Origin of the sequence: Kitasatospora xanthocidica, assembly GCF_014656195.1 — a bacterium.
Taxonomy (GTDB): Bacteria; Actinomycetota; Actinomycetes; order Streptomycetales; family Streptomycetaceae; genus Kitasatospora; species Kitasatospora xanthocidica.
In genome coordinates this window covers 327,279-343,431 of the sequence record NZ_BNBY01000007.1, presented here as the reverse complement: position 1 = coordinate 343,431, position 16,153 = coordinate 327,279, and the positions used below count along the sequence as shown (strand labels likewise).

15 protein-coding genes are annotated in these 16,153 nt (G+C 75.0%); 6 read left to right on the top strand and 9 right to left on the bottom strand.

Annotated features, from left to right (window positions below):
• Positions 1-16: 16 nt before the first annotated feature.
• The gene (locus IE332_RS16015; protein ID WP_189916517.1) at positions 17-1,393 is read right to left on the bottom strand and encodes a GlnX family signal transduction membrane protein; all 1,377 of its coding nucleotides are present in this window, start codon (positions 1,391-1,393) and stop codon (positions 17-19) included.
• 465 nt (positions 1,394-1,858) lie between these two features.
• Between IE332_RS16015 and IE332_RS16010 the strand changes: the two genes are divergently transcribed.
• Together IE332_RS16010 and IE332_RS16005 are read left to right on the top strand one after the other, a co-directional pair.
• The gene (locus tag IE332_RS16010; protein ID WP_189916516.1) at positions 1,859-2,434 is read left to right on the top strand and encodes a nucleosidase; all 576 of its coding nucleotides are present in this window, start codon (positions 1,859-1,861) and stop codon (positions 2,432-2,434) included.
• Between the two features lie 52 nt (positions 2,435-2,486).
• Positions 2,487-3,008, top strand: a complete 522-nt coding sequence (locus tag IE332_RS16005; RefSeq protein WP_229928627.1) for a DinB family protein — start codon at positions 2,487-2,489, stop codon at positions 3,006-3,008.
• 52 nt (positions 3,009-3,060) lie between these two features.
• On the opposite strand, the gene IE332_RS16000 is transcribed toward IE332_RS16005, so the two are convergent.
• Entirely contained in the window at positions 3,061-3,990 is a 930-nt protein-coding gene (locus IE332_RS16000) for a sigma-70 family RNA polymerase sigma factor (protein WP_189916515.1), read from the bottom strand.
• A gap of 118 nt (positions 3,991-4,108) precedes the next feature.
• Here IE332_RS16000 and IE332_RS15995 point away from each other — a divergent pair, with 118 nt between their 5' ends.
• Together IE332_RS15995 and IE332_RS15990 are read left to right on the top strand one after the other, a co-directional pair.
• Positions 4,109-4,876, top strand: a complete 768-nt coding sequence (locus tag IE332_RS15995) for an SDR family oxidoreductase (RefSeq protein ID WP_189916577.1) — start codon at positions 4,109-4,111, stop codon at positions 4,874-4,876.
• Between the two features lie 113 nt (positions 4,877-4,989).
• Positions 4,990-5,514: a hypothetical protein gene (locus IE332_RS15990; protein ID WP_189916514.1), complete on the top strand. Its 525-nt coding sequence runs from the start codon at positions 4,990-4,992 to the stop codon at positions 5,512-5,514.
• 4 nt (positions 5,515-5,518) lie between these two features.
• Here the strand turns inward: IE332_RS15990 and IE332_RS15985 are convergent, their stop codons facing one another.
• A complete protein-coding gene (locus IE332_RS15985) occupies positions 5,519-6,112 on the bottom strand; it encodes a cysteine hydrolase family protein (protein WP_189916513.1) in 594 nt (197 codons plus the stop codon).
• Positions 6,113-6,216: 104 nt separating this feature from the next.
• Here IE332_RS15985 and IE332_RS15980 point away from each other — a divergent pair, with 104 nt between their 5' ends.
• Positions 6,217-7,167 (top strand): GlxA family transcriptional regulator, encoded by a 951-nt coding sequence (locus IE332_RS15980; RefSeq protein WP_308437572.1) that lies wholly within the window; start codon positions 6,217-6,219, stop codon positions 7,165-7,167.
• Between the two features lie 189 nt (positions 7,168-7,356).
• Here the strand turns inward: IE332_RS15980 and IE332_RS15975 are convergent, their stop codons facing one another.
• A complete protein-coding gene (locus IE332_RS15975; protein ID WP_189916511.1) occupies positions 7,357-9,057 on the bottom strand; it encodes a DUF885 domain-containing protein in 1,701 nt (566 codons plus the stop codon).
• A gap of 198 nt (positions 9,058-9,255) precedes the next feature.
• Between IE332_RS15975 and IE332_RS15970 the strand changes: the two genes are divergently transcribed.
• On the top strand, positions 9,256-10,896 hold the full coding sequence (locus tag IE332_RS15970) for an outer membrane protein assembly factor BamB family protein (RefSeq protein WP_189916510.1): 1,641 nt from the start codon (positions 9,256-9,258) through the stop codon (positions 10,894-10,896).
• 88 nt (positions 10,897-10,984) lie between these two features.
• On the opposite strand, the gene pqqB is transcribed toward IE332_RS15970, so the two are convergent.
• From pqqB to IE332_RS15945, 5 genes are all read right to left on the bottom strand, one after another.
• Entirely contained in the window at positions 10,985-11,893 is a 909-nt protein-coding gene (gene pqqB / locus IE332_RS15965) for a pyrroloquinoline quinone biosynthesis protein PqqB (RefSeq protein ID WP_189916509.1), read from the bottom strand.
• A 50-nt stretch (positions 11,894-11,943) separates the two neighbouring features.
• Positions 11,944-13,368, bottom strand: coding sequence for a pyrroloquinoline quinone biosynthesis protein PqqE (pqqE, locus tag IE332_RS15960; protein WP_189916508.1), 1,425 nt, complete (start codon positions 13,366-13,368; stop codon positions 11,944-11,946).
• A complete protein-coding gene (locus IE332_RS15955; protein WP_189916507.1) occupies positions 13,365-14,090 on the bottom strand; it encodes a thiaminase II/PqqC family protein in 726 nt (241 codons plus the stop codon). Before IE332_RS15955 ends, pqqE begins: the two co-directional genes overlap by 4 nt.
• Positions 14,075-14,236: a pyrroloquinoline quinone precursor peptide PqqA gene (gene pqqA / locus IE332_RS15950; protein WP_189916506.1), complete on the bottom strand. Its 162-nt coding sequence runs from the start codon at positions 14,234-14,236 to the stop codon at positions 14,075-14,077. The genes IE332_RS15955 and pqqA overlap by 16 nt, the downstream gene beginning before the upstream one ends.
• Before the next feature lie 266 nt (positions 14,237-14,502).
• Entirely contained in the window at positions 14,503-16,077 is a 1,575-nt protein-coding gene (locus IE332_RS15945; RefSeq protein WP_189916505.1) for an AMP-binding protein, read from the bottom strand.
• Between the last annotated feature and the right edge of the window lie 76 nt (positions 16,078-16,153).

Below are 16,153 nucleotides of genomic sequence, written 5' to 3'. Positions count from 1 at the left end.
GTTTCCCCCTTGCCGGTTACCGGTACTCGGCCAGTCGTCGGCCCAGGCCGCGCAGCGCGGCGGCCGCGGCCACCAGACCGAGCAGCGCGGCCGCGACGGCGGTGGTGCGCAGGTCGCCGCCGGTGCCCTCGGCGGACCGCTTGAACCTGTCCTGCTCGATGTCGGCCGCCTGGGCCAGCGCCCGGTCGGTGGAGTTGAAGAAGGCGTCGGCGGTCGGCGTGCCGGCGTCGGCCGTCACGGTCGCGTCCAGGGCGCCCTGGTAGTCGGCGTTGTCGACCTCCAGCTTCCGGGCCGCGTCGTGCCGGTCGCGCCACAGGTCGAACTGCTCCGCCGCCGCCCGCACGCTCGCCTCGGCGGCCGGCGGCGCGAGCCGGACGGCCTCCGGGAGCGAGCCGGCCCGGCGCTCCAGCGGAGCGTCCCTGGCCCCGGCTGCTTCCAGGTGCTCGGTGGCCTTGGTCCACTGGTCGGCGTACTTGGTGGTCGAGCCGCGGGCGACGAGGTGCAGGTTCTCCGCCAGCCGGGCGGTCAGTACGTCGACCCGGGCGGCGTTGAGCGCCCGCAGCGGCGTCGCGCCCTCGCGGTCGCTGCTCTTCAGCGCCGTGTTGGTGGTCAGACCGGTGACGGTGAGCCAGAGCGCCCCGGCCAGCACGGCCGCGGTGGCGCCCAGCAGCCCGATGTTGAACACCCGGTTGGTGCGGCGGAACAGGGTCAGCTGCACCCAGGCCAGCGCGGCCAGGACGACCACCGCCAGGCCGTACGCGCCCCAGGGCACCGACTTGGCCGCGGCGTAGTCGGCCGCCAGCTCGTTGTTCTCGGCGGTGGCCAGTTCGGCGGCGGCCGGCAGCAGGACGGTCTGCATCTGCTCGGAGGCGTACCGCAGGTAGGCGCCGCCGAGCGGGATGCCCTGCCGGTTGTCGGCCCGGGCGGTCTCCACCAGACCTGCGTACGACGGGAGTTGCTGGTTCAGCCGGGCTAGCGAATCCTGCGCGGGGGAGGTCGAGGTGGTCCGGGCGGCGGCCTCGGCGACCAGCCGGGCGGCCGTGGCGAGGTCCTGCTCGTAGCGGTCCCGGACGGCCTTCGGCTCGGCGCCGGCCAGCAGGAAGCCGCTCGCCGCGGTGGTGGCGGCGTCGGCCAGGTTGCGGTGGATCTCGGCGGCGTCCCGGCTGAGCGGCTGGCTGTACGAGACCACCCGGTCGGCGGCCTCCGCCCTGGTCTCCAACTGCCAGGCGGTGAGCCCGCCGAAGGCCACGGTCAGCGCCGCGAGCACCACCCCGGCCAGCCGCAGCCGGCCGGGCGCGGTGCGGGTGGCCTGGGCGAGCCGGGCGCGGGCGCCGGTGACCACGCCCGTCGGGGGGCGCCGGACGGGCGCCCCGCCGGGTCTGCCCGGCTTCACGAGTGGTGCCGATGCCGTCGCGGCCGCCGGTCCCGGCGGGCGGCCCGGCCGGGCCGGGACCGCGGCGTTCGGTGCGCCGTTGCCTACTGGTGTCGCCACCCGCCTCATCCTCCCCTGGGGCCGGACCCGTTCCCCGGGGCCCGGCCGATGGCAGCAGTATGGCCGCGACTCCCCCCGGCCACACCCGACTTGCGTCGATCTTGAGCTTGTCGTTCACGGTTTCCGCCCGCCCCGCGCGGTCCGCACACGCGGTCCGGGCGGTCGCACGGCCGGTCCGCGCACCGTACGGGGCCCCGCTCGTGTCGCCGTCCGTACGGAGACTTCGTGTCGCCGTCCGTGCGGAGAGGTGGCGAACCGTCCGACGCGGCCCGCACCCTACGCGGTTCCGCCGACCGGGCGGAGCGCGGGGGTCCGTTTGCGGGCGCGCGCCCGGGCGGGGCACCCCCCGCTCCGTACCATGGGCACATGCGCCTGCTTGGAACGATCTCGCCCGACCGCCCGCTGCTCGTCGTGGCCGTCCGCGAGGAAGCCGCCCACCTGGACGAGCGACTGCCCGTGCTGCTCACCGGGATAGGGAAGGTCAACGCCGCCGCCGCGCTGGCCACCGTCCTCGCCCGGGGCGAGAAGCCCTCGGAGGTGATCAACCTCGGTACGGCCGGCGCGCTGCGCCCCGGCTGGGAGGGCACCCACCACGTGGTCCAGGTGATCCAGCACGACCTCGACACCGCGAGCCTGCACGCGCTGACCGGGCGCCAGTACGGCGCGCCGCTGGAGGTCGGCAAGGGCGACGGGCCGGTCCTGGCCACCGGCGACCTCTTCGTCTCCGACGCCGCCGCCCGCGACCGGCTCGCCGAGCACGCCGACCTGGTCGACATGGAGGGCTACGCCGTCGCGACCGTCGCCCACCGGGCCGGGGTGCCGGTGCGGCTGGTCAAGCACGTCAGCGACGAGGCCGGGGACGGCGCGGGCCACACCTGGCGGGAGTCGGTGGACGACTGCGCCCGGCACCTCGCCGCCTGGGTGGTCGCGCAGGGCTGGTGACGGACGCTCAAACCCGGTGTCCCGGAGGGTCGGTGCTGGCTAGGGTGGCGCGGTGACCGAGAACACCGCGCCCGCACGCAAGCGCTCCGACAACCGCCCGCCCGGCATCAACGCCGACGAGCCGACCACCCTGGTGGCCTTCCTCGACTACCTGCGCGAGGCCGTGATCGGCAAGCTCGCCGGGCTCTCCGACGAGGACGCCCGACGCCCCGGCGTCGCCTCCGGCACCAGCCTGCTGTGGCTGGTGCGGCACCTGACGGTCGTCGAACTCAACTGGTTCGAGTGGGCCTACCGGGGGCTGGGGGAGGAGCCGCGCGAGTCCGACGACATCCCGCTGGACGGCGCCACGGTCGCCGAGGAGATCGCCGCGTACCGGGACGCGATCGCCCGCTCCAACGCGGTGACCGCCGCCGTCGGCGCCGACCTCGACCGCCCGGGCGTCCGCTCGCTGCGGCCGAACGCCGAAGGCCCGTCGCTGCGCTGGGTGCTGGTCCACATGATCGAGGAGACCGGGCGGCACGCCGGGCACGCCGACATCATCCGCGAGCAGCTGGACGGCGCGGTCGGGCGCTGACGGCGTTGCGAATGCCGAAGGGGGAGGGCGGTGGCCCTCCCCCTTCGCCGCCCTAGCGGTCCCGGAAGTCCGAGAGGTCCAGCGCGGCCAGCCGCTCCGGGTCGGTGAGCACGTCGATCGCGACGATCGCGTCGTCCACCACGGTGAACGCCATGATCGACAGCGCCCGGCCGTTGTCGCCGATGACCACCGCGCCCGCGGTGCCGTTGATCAGCGCCGGGCGGGCGAACGGCGACAGCTTGCCCCACAGGACGGCCTGGCCGGCCACCGTGGCGGAGCCCGAGAGCACCACCGAGTGCCGGGCCATCCCCACCCCGCCGTCCGAGCGCAGCACCACGTCCGGGTCGAGCACGGCGACCAGCGCGCCCAGGTCCCCGTTGCGGGCGGCGGCGAAGAAGGCGTCCACCGCCACCCGCTGCCGGCCGAGGTCCGGGTCCGGCGCGGGCGCCTGGCCCTGCACCTTGCGGCGGGCCCGGCTGGCCAGCTGGCGGGTGGCGGCCGCCGTCTTCTCGATCAGCGGGGCGATCTCGTCGAACGGCACGGCGAACATGTCGTGCAGGACGAAGGCGACCCGCTCGGCCGGCGACAGCGACTCCATCACCACCATCAGCGCCAGCCCGACCGAGTCCGCGAGCATCACCTCCTGCTCCGGGTCCACCACGCCCTCGCGCCGCAGCAGCGGGTCCGGGATGCGCGGGCCCGGCTCGCCGCCCGGCCCGGCCGGCTCCAGCGGCTCCTCGCGGCGCTGGGCGCGGGCGCGCAGCAGGTTCAGGCAGACCCGGGAGACCACCGTGGTCAGCCAGCCGGCCAGGTTCTCCACCTCGGCGGTGTCGGTGCGGTCGTACCGCAGCCAGGCCTCCTGCAGGGCGTCCTCGGCCTCGCTGATCGACCCGAGCATCCGGTAGGCGACCGCGCGCAGGTGTGGGCGCTGCTCCTCGAAGAGCACGGCCCGGGAAAGTTTTTCGTCCACCGCGTCGTCCACGTGTCACATTCCTTCGTCGCCAGGGGTCAGGGCAGCAGGAGCAACCAAACAACGGCTGCGGCGGGGAGATCAACTCCCCGCCCGGGACGAATCGGAGACGATCGTGACGAACGACCTCATGCTGGTCACCGGCGGAACCGGCACCCTCGGCCGGCAGGTCCTGCCGCTGCTGCGCGCGGCCGGGCGCCCGGTGCGGGTGCTCAGCCGGCAGGAGCGCGCCGCCGCCGACGGCGTGACCTACGCCCGCGGCGACCTGCTCGGCGATCCGGCCGAGGCGGCCGCCCGGCTGGACGAGGCGATGGCCGGCGTGCACACCGTGCTGCACCTCGCGGGCGGCCCGAAGGGCGACGACGCGGCCACCCGGCTGGTGGTCGACGCCGCCCGGCGGGCCGGGGTGCGGCACCTGGTGTACATCTCGGTGATCGGCGCCGACCGGATCCCGCTCGGCTACTTCCGGGCCAAGCTCGCCGCCGAGGAGGCGGTGGCCGGCTCGGGCCTGCCGTACACCGTCCTGCGGGCCGCCCAGTTCCACGACCTGGCGTTCACCGTGGTCGAGAAGATGGCGAAGCTGCCGGTCGTCCCGGCACCGGGCGGGGTCCGCTGGCAGCCCGTGGACGTGCGCGAGGTCGCCGCCCGGCTGGTGGAGCTCGCCCTGGGCGAGCCGGCCGGCGCGGTCCCCGACCTGGCCGGCCCCACGGTGTACGAGATGGGCGAGCTGACCCGGCGCTACCTGGAGGCGCGGGGCCGCAGCCGCCGCCAGCTGCCCGTCCGGGTGCCCGGCAAGGTCGGGCGCGCCTACCGGGCCGGCGACAACCTGACCCTGACGGGGGCCGAGCACGGGCGGCGGACCTGGGAGGAGTACCTGGCGGAGCGGCTGGCGGCCTGAGCTCACGTCGGCCTGAGCGGGCTGGCGACCTGAGTGCTCGTCAGCTGAGCATCCGTCGGTCAGGGGCGCGACCGCCAGGGGCCGTGTCGGCGGCGCGCCGTAGGGTGGCCGCCATGTCCCTCCTCGACGCGATCCACGCCAACCCCGTCGCCGCCGACTACCTGGCCTGGCCGGGCGAGTTCGACCCCTCCCGGTGCTACGAGCACGTCGAGGAGGTGGTGCTCGCCTCCGGCGCCGCCCTGGAGCCGGTGGCCAAGGACGGCGCGGGCGGCACCTACTTCCTCTGCGGCGAGGGCGGCGAGGAGCGGCCCGTGCTGTACGCCGACTCCGAGGGCGGCGCCGCCCTGCTCGCCGTCGGACTGCCGGAGCTGGTCCGGCTGCTGCTGGCCGTGCCGTGGTGGCGGGACTGCCGGCGGCTCACGGTCGCGGAGAGCGCGGAGGCGGCCGAGGACTACCTGGAGGAGGAGCCCGGCCACTACGCCGACCGGGACGCGGCCGCCGCCGCGCTCGGCCTCTCCGTGCCCACCGAGGCCGAGGCGTTGGCACGGCTGCGGGAGGTCGCGTTCGGCCTCGGGGCGTCGTACGTGCTGCTCAACGCGGAGGAGGGCAACGCGTACCAACAGCTGCTCCGGGCCTGATCGTTCAGGCCTTGGCCGCCTCCAGGACCTTCTCCGTCGTGACCACCTTGGCGAACCGCATGGCGTGCAGGGTGGTCGCGGTGGCGCGGGCCAGGTCGGCGGCCGGGACGGTGGTGCCGTCGGGGCCGGTCATGTCGAAGGAGTGCATGGCGTCGGTCGGGAAGATCGCGTCGTAGCCGAGGTTGCCGGCCATCCGGGCGGTGGTCTCGTTGCACACGTTGGTGATGATCCCGGTGACCACCAGCTGGCGGGCGCCGCGTTCCTGCAGCCAGGCGTGCAGGTCCGGGGTGCCGTAGAAGGCGCTGTTCACCGTCTTGGTGACGTGCAGCTCCGGGGTGACCTCCGCGACGAAGTCCTTCAGCTCGTACCCCGGCGTGCCCTTCGCCAGCGGCCCGGCGGCGGAGGCGTGCTGGACGGTGACGATCGGGCGGCCGGTGGCCTGCCAGGCGGCGATCAGTTCGGCGATCCGCTGTTCGGCCTGCGGGTTGTCGCGGGGGCCCCAGTAGTCCTGGTCCTCGAAGCCCTGCTGGACGTCGATGAGCAGCAGGACGGCGTCGGAGTCGAGGGTGAGGGGGGCGTCGAAGGCGTCGGTGTTCATGCGTCCATCGTGCTCGGGCGGGTGCCGGGGCCGTGAGAGGCGGAGATGCCACCCATCGATAGGTTCCTGCCACGGGTCTGCCGTAGCTTTCCGTCATGCGCACAGTGGGCTGCTTGATCTTCGACGGTGTCCGGGCCTTCGACTACGCGGTGATCGGCGAGGTGTGGGCGAACCGGACCTCCCGGCCCGGCCTGCCCGCCTTCGACCTGCGGGTCTGCGGCCCCGACGGCACCCGGGTACGGCTGGGCGGCGGGCTGGAACGCGTCCCCGACCACGGGCTCTCCGCACTCGCCGACTGCGACCTGGTCGTCGTCCCCGGCATCGAGGACCCGGACGCCGCCCGCGACCCCGCCGTCCACGCCGCCCTCCGGGCCGCCCGCGCCCGCGGGGTCCCCGTCGCCTCGCTCTGCGCGGGCGCCTTCGTCCTCGCCGAAGCCGGCCTGCTCGACGGCCGCGAGGCCACCACCCACTGGGCGCTCGCCCCCGAACTCGCCCGCCGCTTCCCGGCGGTGACGGTCCGCCCCGAGGTGCTCTTCACCGGCGGGGACGGCCTGTGGACCTCGGCCGGCGTCGCGGCCGGCATCGACCTCTGCCTCCACCTCGTCCGCACCGCCCACGGCCAGCAGACCGCCGCCACCATCGCCCGCGCCATGGTCACCGCCCCCTTCCGGGCCGGCGGCCAGGCCCAGTTCATCCCCACCCCGGTCCCGGAGCCCACCGCCGACGACCCGCTCGCCCGGGTCCGCGCCGAGATCCTCGCCTCCCTCGACAGCCCCTGGACCGTCCCCCGCATGGCGGCCGCCGCTCTGATGTCCGACCGCACCTTCGCCCGCCGCTTCACCGCCACCACCGGCACCACCCCGACCCGCTGGCTCCTCGACCAGCGCGTCCTCACCGCCCAGCGCCTCCTGGAGGAGACCGACCTCCCCGTCGACACCGTCGCCACCCGCTGCGGCTTCACCTCGGCGGTCTCCCTCCGCCCGGTCTTCACCGCCCGCGTCGGCGTCGCGCCGAGGGAGTACCGCCGAGCCTTCCGCGGCCGGGAGGACGCCTAGGAACCCGACGCCGTCGGCGAGGGCGAGTCGGAGGGAGGGAGGGGTGGCGGCCCTCAGCGCCGCCACCCCACGGTTGGGTTCTCGGCATCGGGGCCGTGGTTCGTTGAGCCAAACCCCACGGTGGGGTGAAAGGGGGTGGGGATCTCCGTGGGGTTTGGCGCAGGTACTGCGATGGTGCGCGGACGGGGCCTACAGCGCGGCGAGTTCGCCGGCGAGGTCGTCGAGGCCGAGGGAGCCCTGGGCGAGGGCCTTCATGTGCCAGGACTTGAGGTCGAAGGCGGCGCCGTGGCGGCGGCGGGCGGCTTCGCGGCCCTGGAGCCAGGCGCGTTCGCCGAGCTTGTAGCCGATGGCCTGGCCGGGCCAGCCGAGGTAGCGGACGATCTCGCTGTCGCGCAGTTCGGCGGGGCTGCCGTTGTAGGTGGCCATGAACTCGGTGGCGAGTTCCGGGGTCCAGCGCTCGCCGGGGTGGAACTCGGCGTCGGCGGGGACGGTCAGGCCGAGGTGCATGCCGATGTCGATGATCACCCGGATGGTGCGCAGCATCTGTTCGTCGAGGAAGCCGAGGCGGTTGGCCGGGTCGTCGAGGAAGCCGAGCTCGTCCATCAGGCGTTCGGCGTACAGGGCCCAGCCCTCGACGTTGGCGCTGACCATGCCCAGGGTGGTCTGGTAGCGGCTGAGCCGGTCGGCGAGGGCGACCCACTGGGCGAGTTGCAGGTGGTGGCCGGGAACGCCCTCGTGGTACCAGATGCTGACGAGCTGCCAGGTGGGGAAGGAGTCCCGTCCGAGGGTGGGGAAGTAGGTGCGGCCGGGGCGGCTGAAGTCGAGGCTGGGCCCGGAGTAGTAGGGGGAGGCGGCGCTGCCGGCGGGCGCGAGCCGGGACTCCACCTGGCGCAGCGGTCCGGTGATGTCGAAGTGGGTGCCGTCGAGGGCGGTGATCGCCCGGTCCATGACCTGCTGCAGCCAGTCCTGGACGGCCTCCTCGCCTCGGACGGTGTGGCCGTGCTCCTCCAGGTGGCGCATCGCCGCGAGGACGCCCGCTCCGGGCAGGACGCGTTCGGCTTCGGCGCGCATCTCGGCGGCCGTCCGGCGGAACTCCTCCCAGGCCCAGGCGTAGGCCTCGTCCAGGTCGACGTCGGCGCCGGTGTGGTGGCGTACGGCGATCCGGTAGCGGTCCCGGCCGACGGCGTCCGGGGTGTCGGCGGTGGCCGGCGCGTAGGTGTCGCGCAGCCAGTCGCGGAAGTCGGCGACGGCGGCGGTGGCGCCGAGGGCGGCGGTGTCGAGTTCGCCGCGCAGCCGTTCGGGGCCGGGGGTGACGAAGTCGGCGAACCAGCCGGCGCCGCCGGTGCCCTCGCCGGTCCAGGCGGTCAGCTGGTCGACGACGGCGGCGGCCTGGCGGGGGGCGACGAGCAGGCGCCGGCCCATCCCCTCGGTGAGGGTCGCGCGGTACCCGTGGAGGGCGGCGGGCAGGTTGCGCATCCGGCCGGCGACCGCGGCCCAGTCGCCGTCGGTGTCGGTCGGCATGTAGGTGAAGACGTCCCGGACGCTGTGGACGTGTGCGGCGATGTTGCGCAGCTGCCGGTAGTTCTCGCCGGAGTCGTGGACGGCGAGCTCGGCGGTCAGGCGTTCGCGGAGCAGCCGGGCGCAGGCCCGGTCGGCGGGGTCGGTCGCGGGGTCGGCCACGGGGGTGGCGGTGGTGGGGGCGGCGTCGAGTGCGGTGAGGGTGTGGCGGGCGAGGTCGGCGAGCGCCTCGAACCCGTCCGGTGAGAGGTCCGGCTGCCGGTCGTCGCCCGGGTGCAGGCCCAACCAGGCGGCGCTGACCGGGTCGTGGGCGGCCACCTGGTCGAGGTGGCGGTCGGCGATGGTGCGAGCGGTGATCGTTTCATCTGCCATGGCGCCATGATGGCGCACCCGCCAGGGGCCCTGACGGTGAGTGCGGTGGCCGCCCGGCGGGCGGCGCGGCTGCTCCCCTCGCATGAAGCCTCTGCCGCGTCGCGCCGCAGATCACCGGGGATCCGGTGTGCCGTCCTCACAATGGGCCCTCGGCCGGGACCTCGACGTCCATGCACACCGGAGACCAGGGCGGAGCACATGACGCTACTCAGTTCACCGACACACCGGCACGGCAGGGGAGGGAGGAGGGGGCGGGCGCTGCTGCGGCTGAAGGCGGGGGCAGCGGCCGCGGCGGGCCTGCTGCTGTTCGGGTTCGCGACGCCGGCTCAGGCCGTCGAGAGCACCATCTCGTTCAACAACAAGCGCACCGGGTGGGACGCGAACGAGCCGAACCTGTCGCCCGCCCAGGTGTCCGCCGCGGGCTTCGGCCGGCGCTGGTCCACCCCGGTGAACGGGTCGGTGCTGGCCCAGCCGCTGGTCACCGGCACGAACGTGGTCGTCGCGACCGAGAACAACTACGTCTACGGCATCGACCGCGTCACCGGGAAGACCAACTGGACCCGCCAGGTCGGCCAGGCCTGGCCCACTTCGTCCGTCCACTGCAACGACCCGGCCGCGTACACCGGGATCACCTCCACCCCGGTGTACGACCCGGCGTCCAACACCGTCTACCTCACCAGCAAGGTCAACGACGGGCCGGACGTCCAGCACCCGCACTGGTACGTCCACGCGATGAGCGCCTCCACGGGCATCGAGCGCGCGGGCTGGCCGGTGACCATCCAGGGCACGCCGACCAACAGCCCCGGCCACCCGTTCAACGCGTTCACCGCCGCGCAGCGTCCCGGCCTGCTGCTGATGAACGGCGCGGTGTACGCCGCCTTCGCCTCCTACTGCGACACCGGCCCGTACGTCGGCCAGGTGGTCGGCGTGAACACCGGCACCCGCAGCCTCACCCTGTGGTCCGCCGAGGCCGGCTCGGACACCCAGGAGGCCGGCATCTGGCACAGCGGCGGCGGGCTGGTCTCGGACGGCTCCGGCCGGATCTTCCTCACCACCGGCAACGGCGCCGGCACGGGCGCCTCGCCGAGCCCCGGCCCCGGCAACCAGCCGCCCGGCCACCTCGGCGAGTCGGTGGTCCGGCTCGGCGTGAACGGCGACGGCAGCCTCACCGCCAAGGACTTCTTCAGCCCGACCGACAACCGGACCATGGACATCAACGACACCGACCTCGGTTCGGGCGGCCCGGTCGGCCTGCCGAACGGCTTCGGCAGCACCGCGCACCCGCACCTGCTGGTCGAGGTCGGCAAGGACGGCCGGGTCTTCCTGCTGGACCGGGACAACCTGGGCGGCATGGGCCAGGGCCCGAACGGCACCGACAACCCGGTGAGCATGGCCGGGCCCTTCGAGGGCGTCTGGGGCCACCCGGCCGTGTTCGGCGGTGGCGGCGGCTACGTCTACACGGTGGCCACCGACACCGGCAACGGCCGCTCCCCGTTGCGCGCGCTGAAGTTCGGGCTGAACGGCGCCGGCGTCCCGACCCTGACCAGTGTGGGCACCAGCAACGAGGGCTTCGGGTACGGCTCCGGATCCCCGGTGGTCACCTCCAACGGCACGAGCCCCGGCTCCGCGCTGGTCTGGGCGGTCTGGTCCGGCTCCGGGGCCGGTGGCGTCGGCGGTGAACTGCGGGTCTACGACGCGGTGCCCGTCAACGGCACCATGCACCTGCGCCGGTCCTTCCCGATCGGCACGGCGGCCAAGTTCGTCGTCCCGGCGGTCGACGGCGGCCGGGTCTACGTCGGGACCAGGGACGGCCACCTGGTGGCCTTCGGGGCCCAGTAGGCGACGCGGGACGTTCCAGGGCGTGCCCGACCGGTCGACGGTCGGGCACGCCCTCGTCGTGCGGTGCGGGGGCCGCCGTACGGGCTGATCAGAGTTCGAGCAGCAGGCCGTCCTCGGCGACCGCCGCGCCGGCCGCCGCCAGCTCCGCCAGGAGGCCCGCCGTCCCGGGGGAGGCGGGGTGGGCCAGCGGGTTGGTGTTGTTGAGGTGGGTGTAGAGGTAGCGGGGCCCGGGGTTGCGGGCGAGGTGGGGGAGTGAGTCCCGGACGGCGAGGTGGCCCATGCCGGGTGAGCGGCGGGCACCGCCGGTCCGCTCGGCGAGCTCGTCGGCGGTGCTGAAGGTGCCGTCGAGGAGGACCACGTCCGCCCCGGCGACCGCGCGGTCCACGGCCGGGGTCCAGTCGGCCAGCCCCGGGGCGTACACGGCGCAGGCCCCGCCGTCCTGCTCGGTGAACCGGTAGCCGGTCACCCAGTCCGTACGGTCCGGCCCGTCCTCGCCCGGCAGGTCGGCCGCGTACCGGGGGCGCTTGCCGCCGAGTGCGAACGGGTCCGCGCGCAGTCCGCCGGCGAGCTGCACGGGCTCGCCCGGGGTGACGGTGTGCCACTGGGCCTTGGTGTACGGCGCGAGCAGCGGGCCCACGGGGAAGGCGCTGTGGAGGGCGCGGCGTACCGGCGCGGTGGCGTGGACGGTCAGGGCGGCGGCCTCGCGCAGGGTCAACAGCCCGATGGTGTGGTCGAGTTCGCCGCTGGTCAGCAGGACGCCGTGGAGCGGGGTGTCCCGGGTCCCCGGGGCGGGAGCGAGTTCCGGGGCCGTGAGCAGCTGGGACCGCAGGTCGGGGGAGGCGTTGACCAGGTACCAGGCCCGGCCGTCGCCGCTGACCGCCAGGCAGTCCTGGCTGCGGGCGGCGCCGGTACGGCGGGCGGCGGTGCAGTCGACGCAGCCGCAGTTCCACTGCGGCAGGCCGCCGCCGGCGGCCGTCCCGAGCAGCCTGATCTTCAACTCGCCCTCCTGGTAGGGGGATTAAGGATAAAGGCGTCGATCGGGGCGGTCTAGCGGAAGCGGCGCGGCGCGGGGGCCGCTTCGCCGAGCGGCACCGGGTCGGTGACCAGGTGGTGGTGCGGCGAGAGGTGGCACGCCGGGTCGGTCGCGGCCGGATCGCCGGTGAACTGGTAGGCCTGGCAGCGGCAGCCGCCGTGGTCCAGTTCGCGCAGTCCGCAGCTGCGGCACGGCTCCGGCATCCAGTCGGTGCCCCGGAACCGGTTGAACGCGGGCGAGTCGTGCCAGCTCGCGGCCAGTTCGTCGGTGACGGCGTTGGGCACCGTCAGGCCGGGCAGCTGGGCGGCGGCGAGGCAGGGCAGCACGTCGCCGTTGGGGGCCACCGCCAGCTGCTCCTGCCCCCAGCCGTTCATGCACGGCTTCACCGTGCCGCCGTGCAGGTCGGCGGCGACGTGCACGATCTCGATCCGTCCGCCGTGGCGCTGCCGGGCGGCGGCGACGTCCCGTTCGGCCTGCCGGACCTGCTCCTCGCTGGGCGCGAGGTGGGCCCGGTTGCGCCAGGCCCAGCCGTAGTACTGGACGTGGGCGAGTTCGACCCGGTCGGCGCCCAGCGCGACCGCCTGGTCGGTGAGGGCGCCGAGCCGGGCCAGATTGCCCCGGTGCAGTACGGCGTTGACGGTCAGCGGCAGGCCGGCGGAGGTGAACTGCCGCGCCGCGGCGAGCTTCCGGTCGTGGGCGGCGAGCCCGGCGACGGCGTCGGCGTGGCGCGGTTCGGCGTCCTGGAACGAGAGCTGCACATGGTCGAGGCCCGCCCCGGCGAGTTCGGCGGCGCGCCCGGCGGCCAGCGGGATGCCGCTGCTGACCAGGTTCGTGTAGAGGCCCAAGTCTCGGGCGTGCGCGACGAGTTGCGCCAGGTCGGGGCGGAGCAGCGGCTCGCCGCCGGTGAGGTGCAGCTGGAGCACGCCGAGCCCGCGGGCCTGGTCGAGGACGCGCAGCCACTGGCCGGTGTCCAGCTCCGCGCGGTAGCGGGCGAGTTCGAGCGGATTGGCGCAGTAGGTGCACTGGAGCGGGCAGCGGTAGGTGAGTTCGGCGATCAGCCCGAGCGGGGCGGGTGCGCGGACGGTGGTGCCGGGCGGCGCGGCGGCGGCGGTGGAGGGCAGGACGGGGGCGCCGGTCCCGTCCAGGGCGAGCAACCGCCGGTCGGCGAGGTCGGCGAGCAGGGCGTCCACCTGCGCGCCGACCACCCCGTCGTACTCCTCGGCGAGCCGCGCGGTGACGGACCGTGCGTCCCGGCGCCCGTCGCAGTGCCGCAGGACGGCGGCGGCGGTGTCGTTGAGCAGCAGCACGCCCTCGGGGTGGAGCAGCGCGGGCCGGCCGCGGGCCGGGTCGTGCACCAGCCGGACGCCCGCGCGCAGACCGGGGACGGCGCTCTCGGTCGGGAGCGCCGGGGGTGCCGGGGCAGCCGGGTCGGCGGTCACCGGTCGGCCCCGTAGTCGACGGCGTCCAGCATGGCCCGCAGCACCTCGCACTTGAAGGCCAGCGCGTCCACGGCGGCCTGCTGCTGGGCTTCGGTGACGCAGTGGTCCAGGACGAGTTCCAGGGTGCGGGCGCTGTCCGCGCGGGCGACCGGGATGCGGTGCTCGAAGTAGGCGTACCCGGCCGGGTCGATCCAGCGGTAGTGCTCGCGCCAGGCGGTGACCCGGTCGGCCATGTGGTCGGGCGAGAACATCTCGGTGAGCGCCGCCGCGACGCCCTCGGTCCAGGGCCGGGTCTGGCAGAAGTGCAGGTAGCCGTCGACGGCGAAGCGCACCCCGCGGGCGACGTGCCGTTCGTCGAGGACCTCGGCGCGGTCCAGGCCGACCGCCTCGGCGAGTACCAGCCAGTCGGCCAGCCCGCCCTCGCCGCCGTCGCCGGTCCCGTCGCTGCCGCCGGTTCCGCCGTCGCCGGTCCCGTCCTGGTAGCCGAGCCGGCCCGCCCAGGAGCGACGGACCTCCGGGAGCGGGCAGTTGGCGATGATCGCGGCGTTCTTGCGGGTCAGGCACAGCTGGTAGTACCAGCGGTTGGCGACCCAGCGCCGCAGCTCCGGTGGCGTGCAGCCACCGGAGTGCAGGCGCAGGTGGAACGGGTGGGTGTCCCAGTACCGTCCGCGCAGGTCGTGCAGCCTGGCCGCGAACCCTTCGCGGCTCAGCGGTCGCGCCACTGCGCGGCCCGTCCGGCGTACGCGGTGACCTCGGCGCCGGTGCGGTGGCACTCCACCGCGGGCGCGGACCAGGCGGGTCTGGCGCCCGCCGGGTGGGGCGGGGGCGAGGCGGTGGCTCTCGGCGGTGGGGTACGGGCGGCATCCATGGCTGCCTCCTCGGTCGGGTGAGTCGGAGAGGGCGATGCGCGCGGCCCTCTGCCCGGGACGCTACGAGCCCCCGCCACCGCCCGCCGGTCGGGACCGGTGCGGTGCGGTGTCGAACACCCTCGAACGGGGGAGGCCGCAGGGGCCCGCCGCCTTCCGGGAGCGGGCACGGCCGGGCCCGCGAGGAACCGGGCGGCCCGCTCACCCGACCGAGTGACGGCCCGGTGGGGGAGCGGGGGCTGGAGCGGGGCCCGAGCGGGCTTCGGCCTCAGCCCGCGGGGGAGTCGCGCAGCAGCTTCTTGTCCGGCTTGCCGACGGCCGTCAGCGGGATCTCGTCCAGCAGGCGCAAGGCCTCCGGCGCGTACATCCGCCCCTTCCTGGCGGTGACGAAGGCCCGGAGGTCGTCCAGTTCGGGCCGCTGCCCGGGGGCGGGGACGACGGCGACGTGGACGTGCTCCGCCTCCTGCGCGTCGCGCACCCCGTAGACCGCGCACTGGGCGATCGCCGGGTGGGTGAGCAGCAGCTCCTCCACCTCGGCCGGGTAGACGTGCCCGCCGACCACGATGATCTTGTCCTTGAGCCGGTCGGCCAGGTAGAGGTAGCCGTCCTCGTCGAGGTAGCCGATGTCCCCGGTGTTCAGCCAGCCGTCGCGCAGGACCTCGGCGGTGAGGTCCGGCCGCTTCCAGTACCCGGCCATCACCGTGGCCGAGCGGACGTGGATCTCGCCCTGCTCACCGGTCGGCAGCCCGGTGCCGTCGGCGGCGCGGATCACCACCTCGACGCCCGGGAGCGGCTTGCCGACGGAGAGCTGGCCGCCGTGGCCGATCCGGTCGTGCTCGTGCGGGGGCAGCATGGCGATGTTCTGCGCCTCGGACTGTCCGTAGCCGCTCACCAGGACGGGCCCGAACACCTTGATCGCCTCCCGGATCCGGCTCGGCGAGGCGGCGCAGCCCCCGTACGAGACCCGGCGCACGCTGGACAGGTCGGTGCGGCCGACCGCCGGGTGGTCCAGCAACTGGTAGAGCAGCGGCGGCAGGACCCACAGGTCGGTGATCCGCTCGCGCTCGACGGCCGCCAGCACCTCGCCCGGGTCGAAGGAGCGCTGGATGACCACGGTGCCACCGCTGTGGAACGTCAGGTCGGCGAGCACCCCGGCGAGGTGCGCGAGCGAGGTCGCGGCGAGGAGGCGGGGCGGGACGGAGTCCGCGCCGCCGCCGTACGACATGTCGAAGGCGCTCCGGTACGGGCCGTGCAGGCTGCGGATGCCCTTCGGGATGCCGGTGGTGCCGCCGGTGTGGCGGATGCCCAGGTCGTCGCCCGGGCCGATCCGGACGGCCGGCGGCTCGGCGGGGTGGCGGGCGGAGGCGGCGGCGACGTCCTCGCCGATCGCCTCCGCGTCCGGGCCCGGGCCGAGGGTGAGGACGGTCGGTACGTCGACCAGCGGCAGCAGCTCGGCGGCCGTGGCGTACCGTTCGGCGTCCACGAGCAGGATGCCGGTGTCCACGCTCGTGGTGATCTCGGCCAGGGTCGGCGGGCTCATGCCGTCGTACAGGTTCACCACCCGCGCCCCCGCGAGCCCCGCGGCGTACCGGGCGCTCAGCGCCTCGGCGGTGTTGCCGGTGAGGAGGGTCACGGTGGTGCCGAGCGCCGCGCCCCGGGCGAGCAGCTCGTGCGCGAGGCGGTACGTGGCCGCCGCGAAGTCGCCGGCGGTGATCACCTCGCCGTCCGCGGTGGTGATGGCCGGTCGGCCGGGGTCGGCGGCCAGGGACCGCAGGATCAGGGCCGGGGCGCTGACGAACTCCGGCTCTTCGGTGGCTACTTGGTGGGTTTCGTTCGCAACCATGGGCACAGACTAGCCCCATCCTTCGTGTCCGATCGGGAGGTTCGCCCTCCCGGGTGGGTGGGTTTCAAGTAGGGGG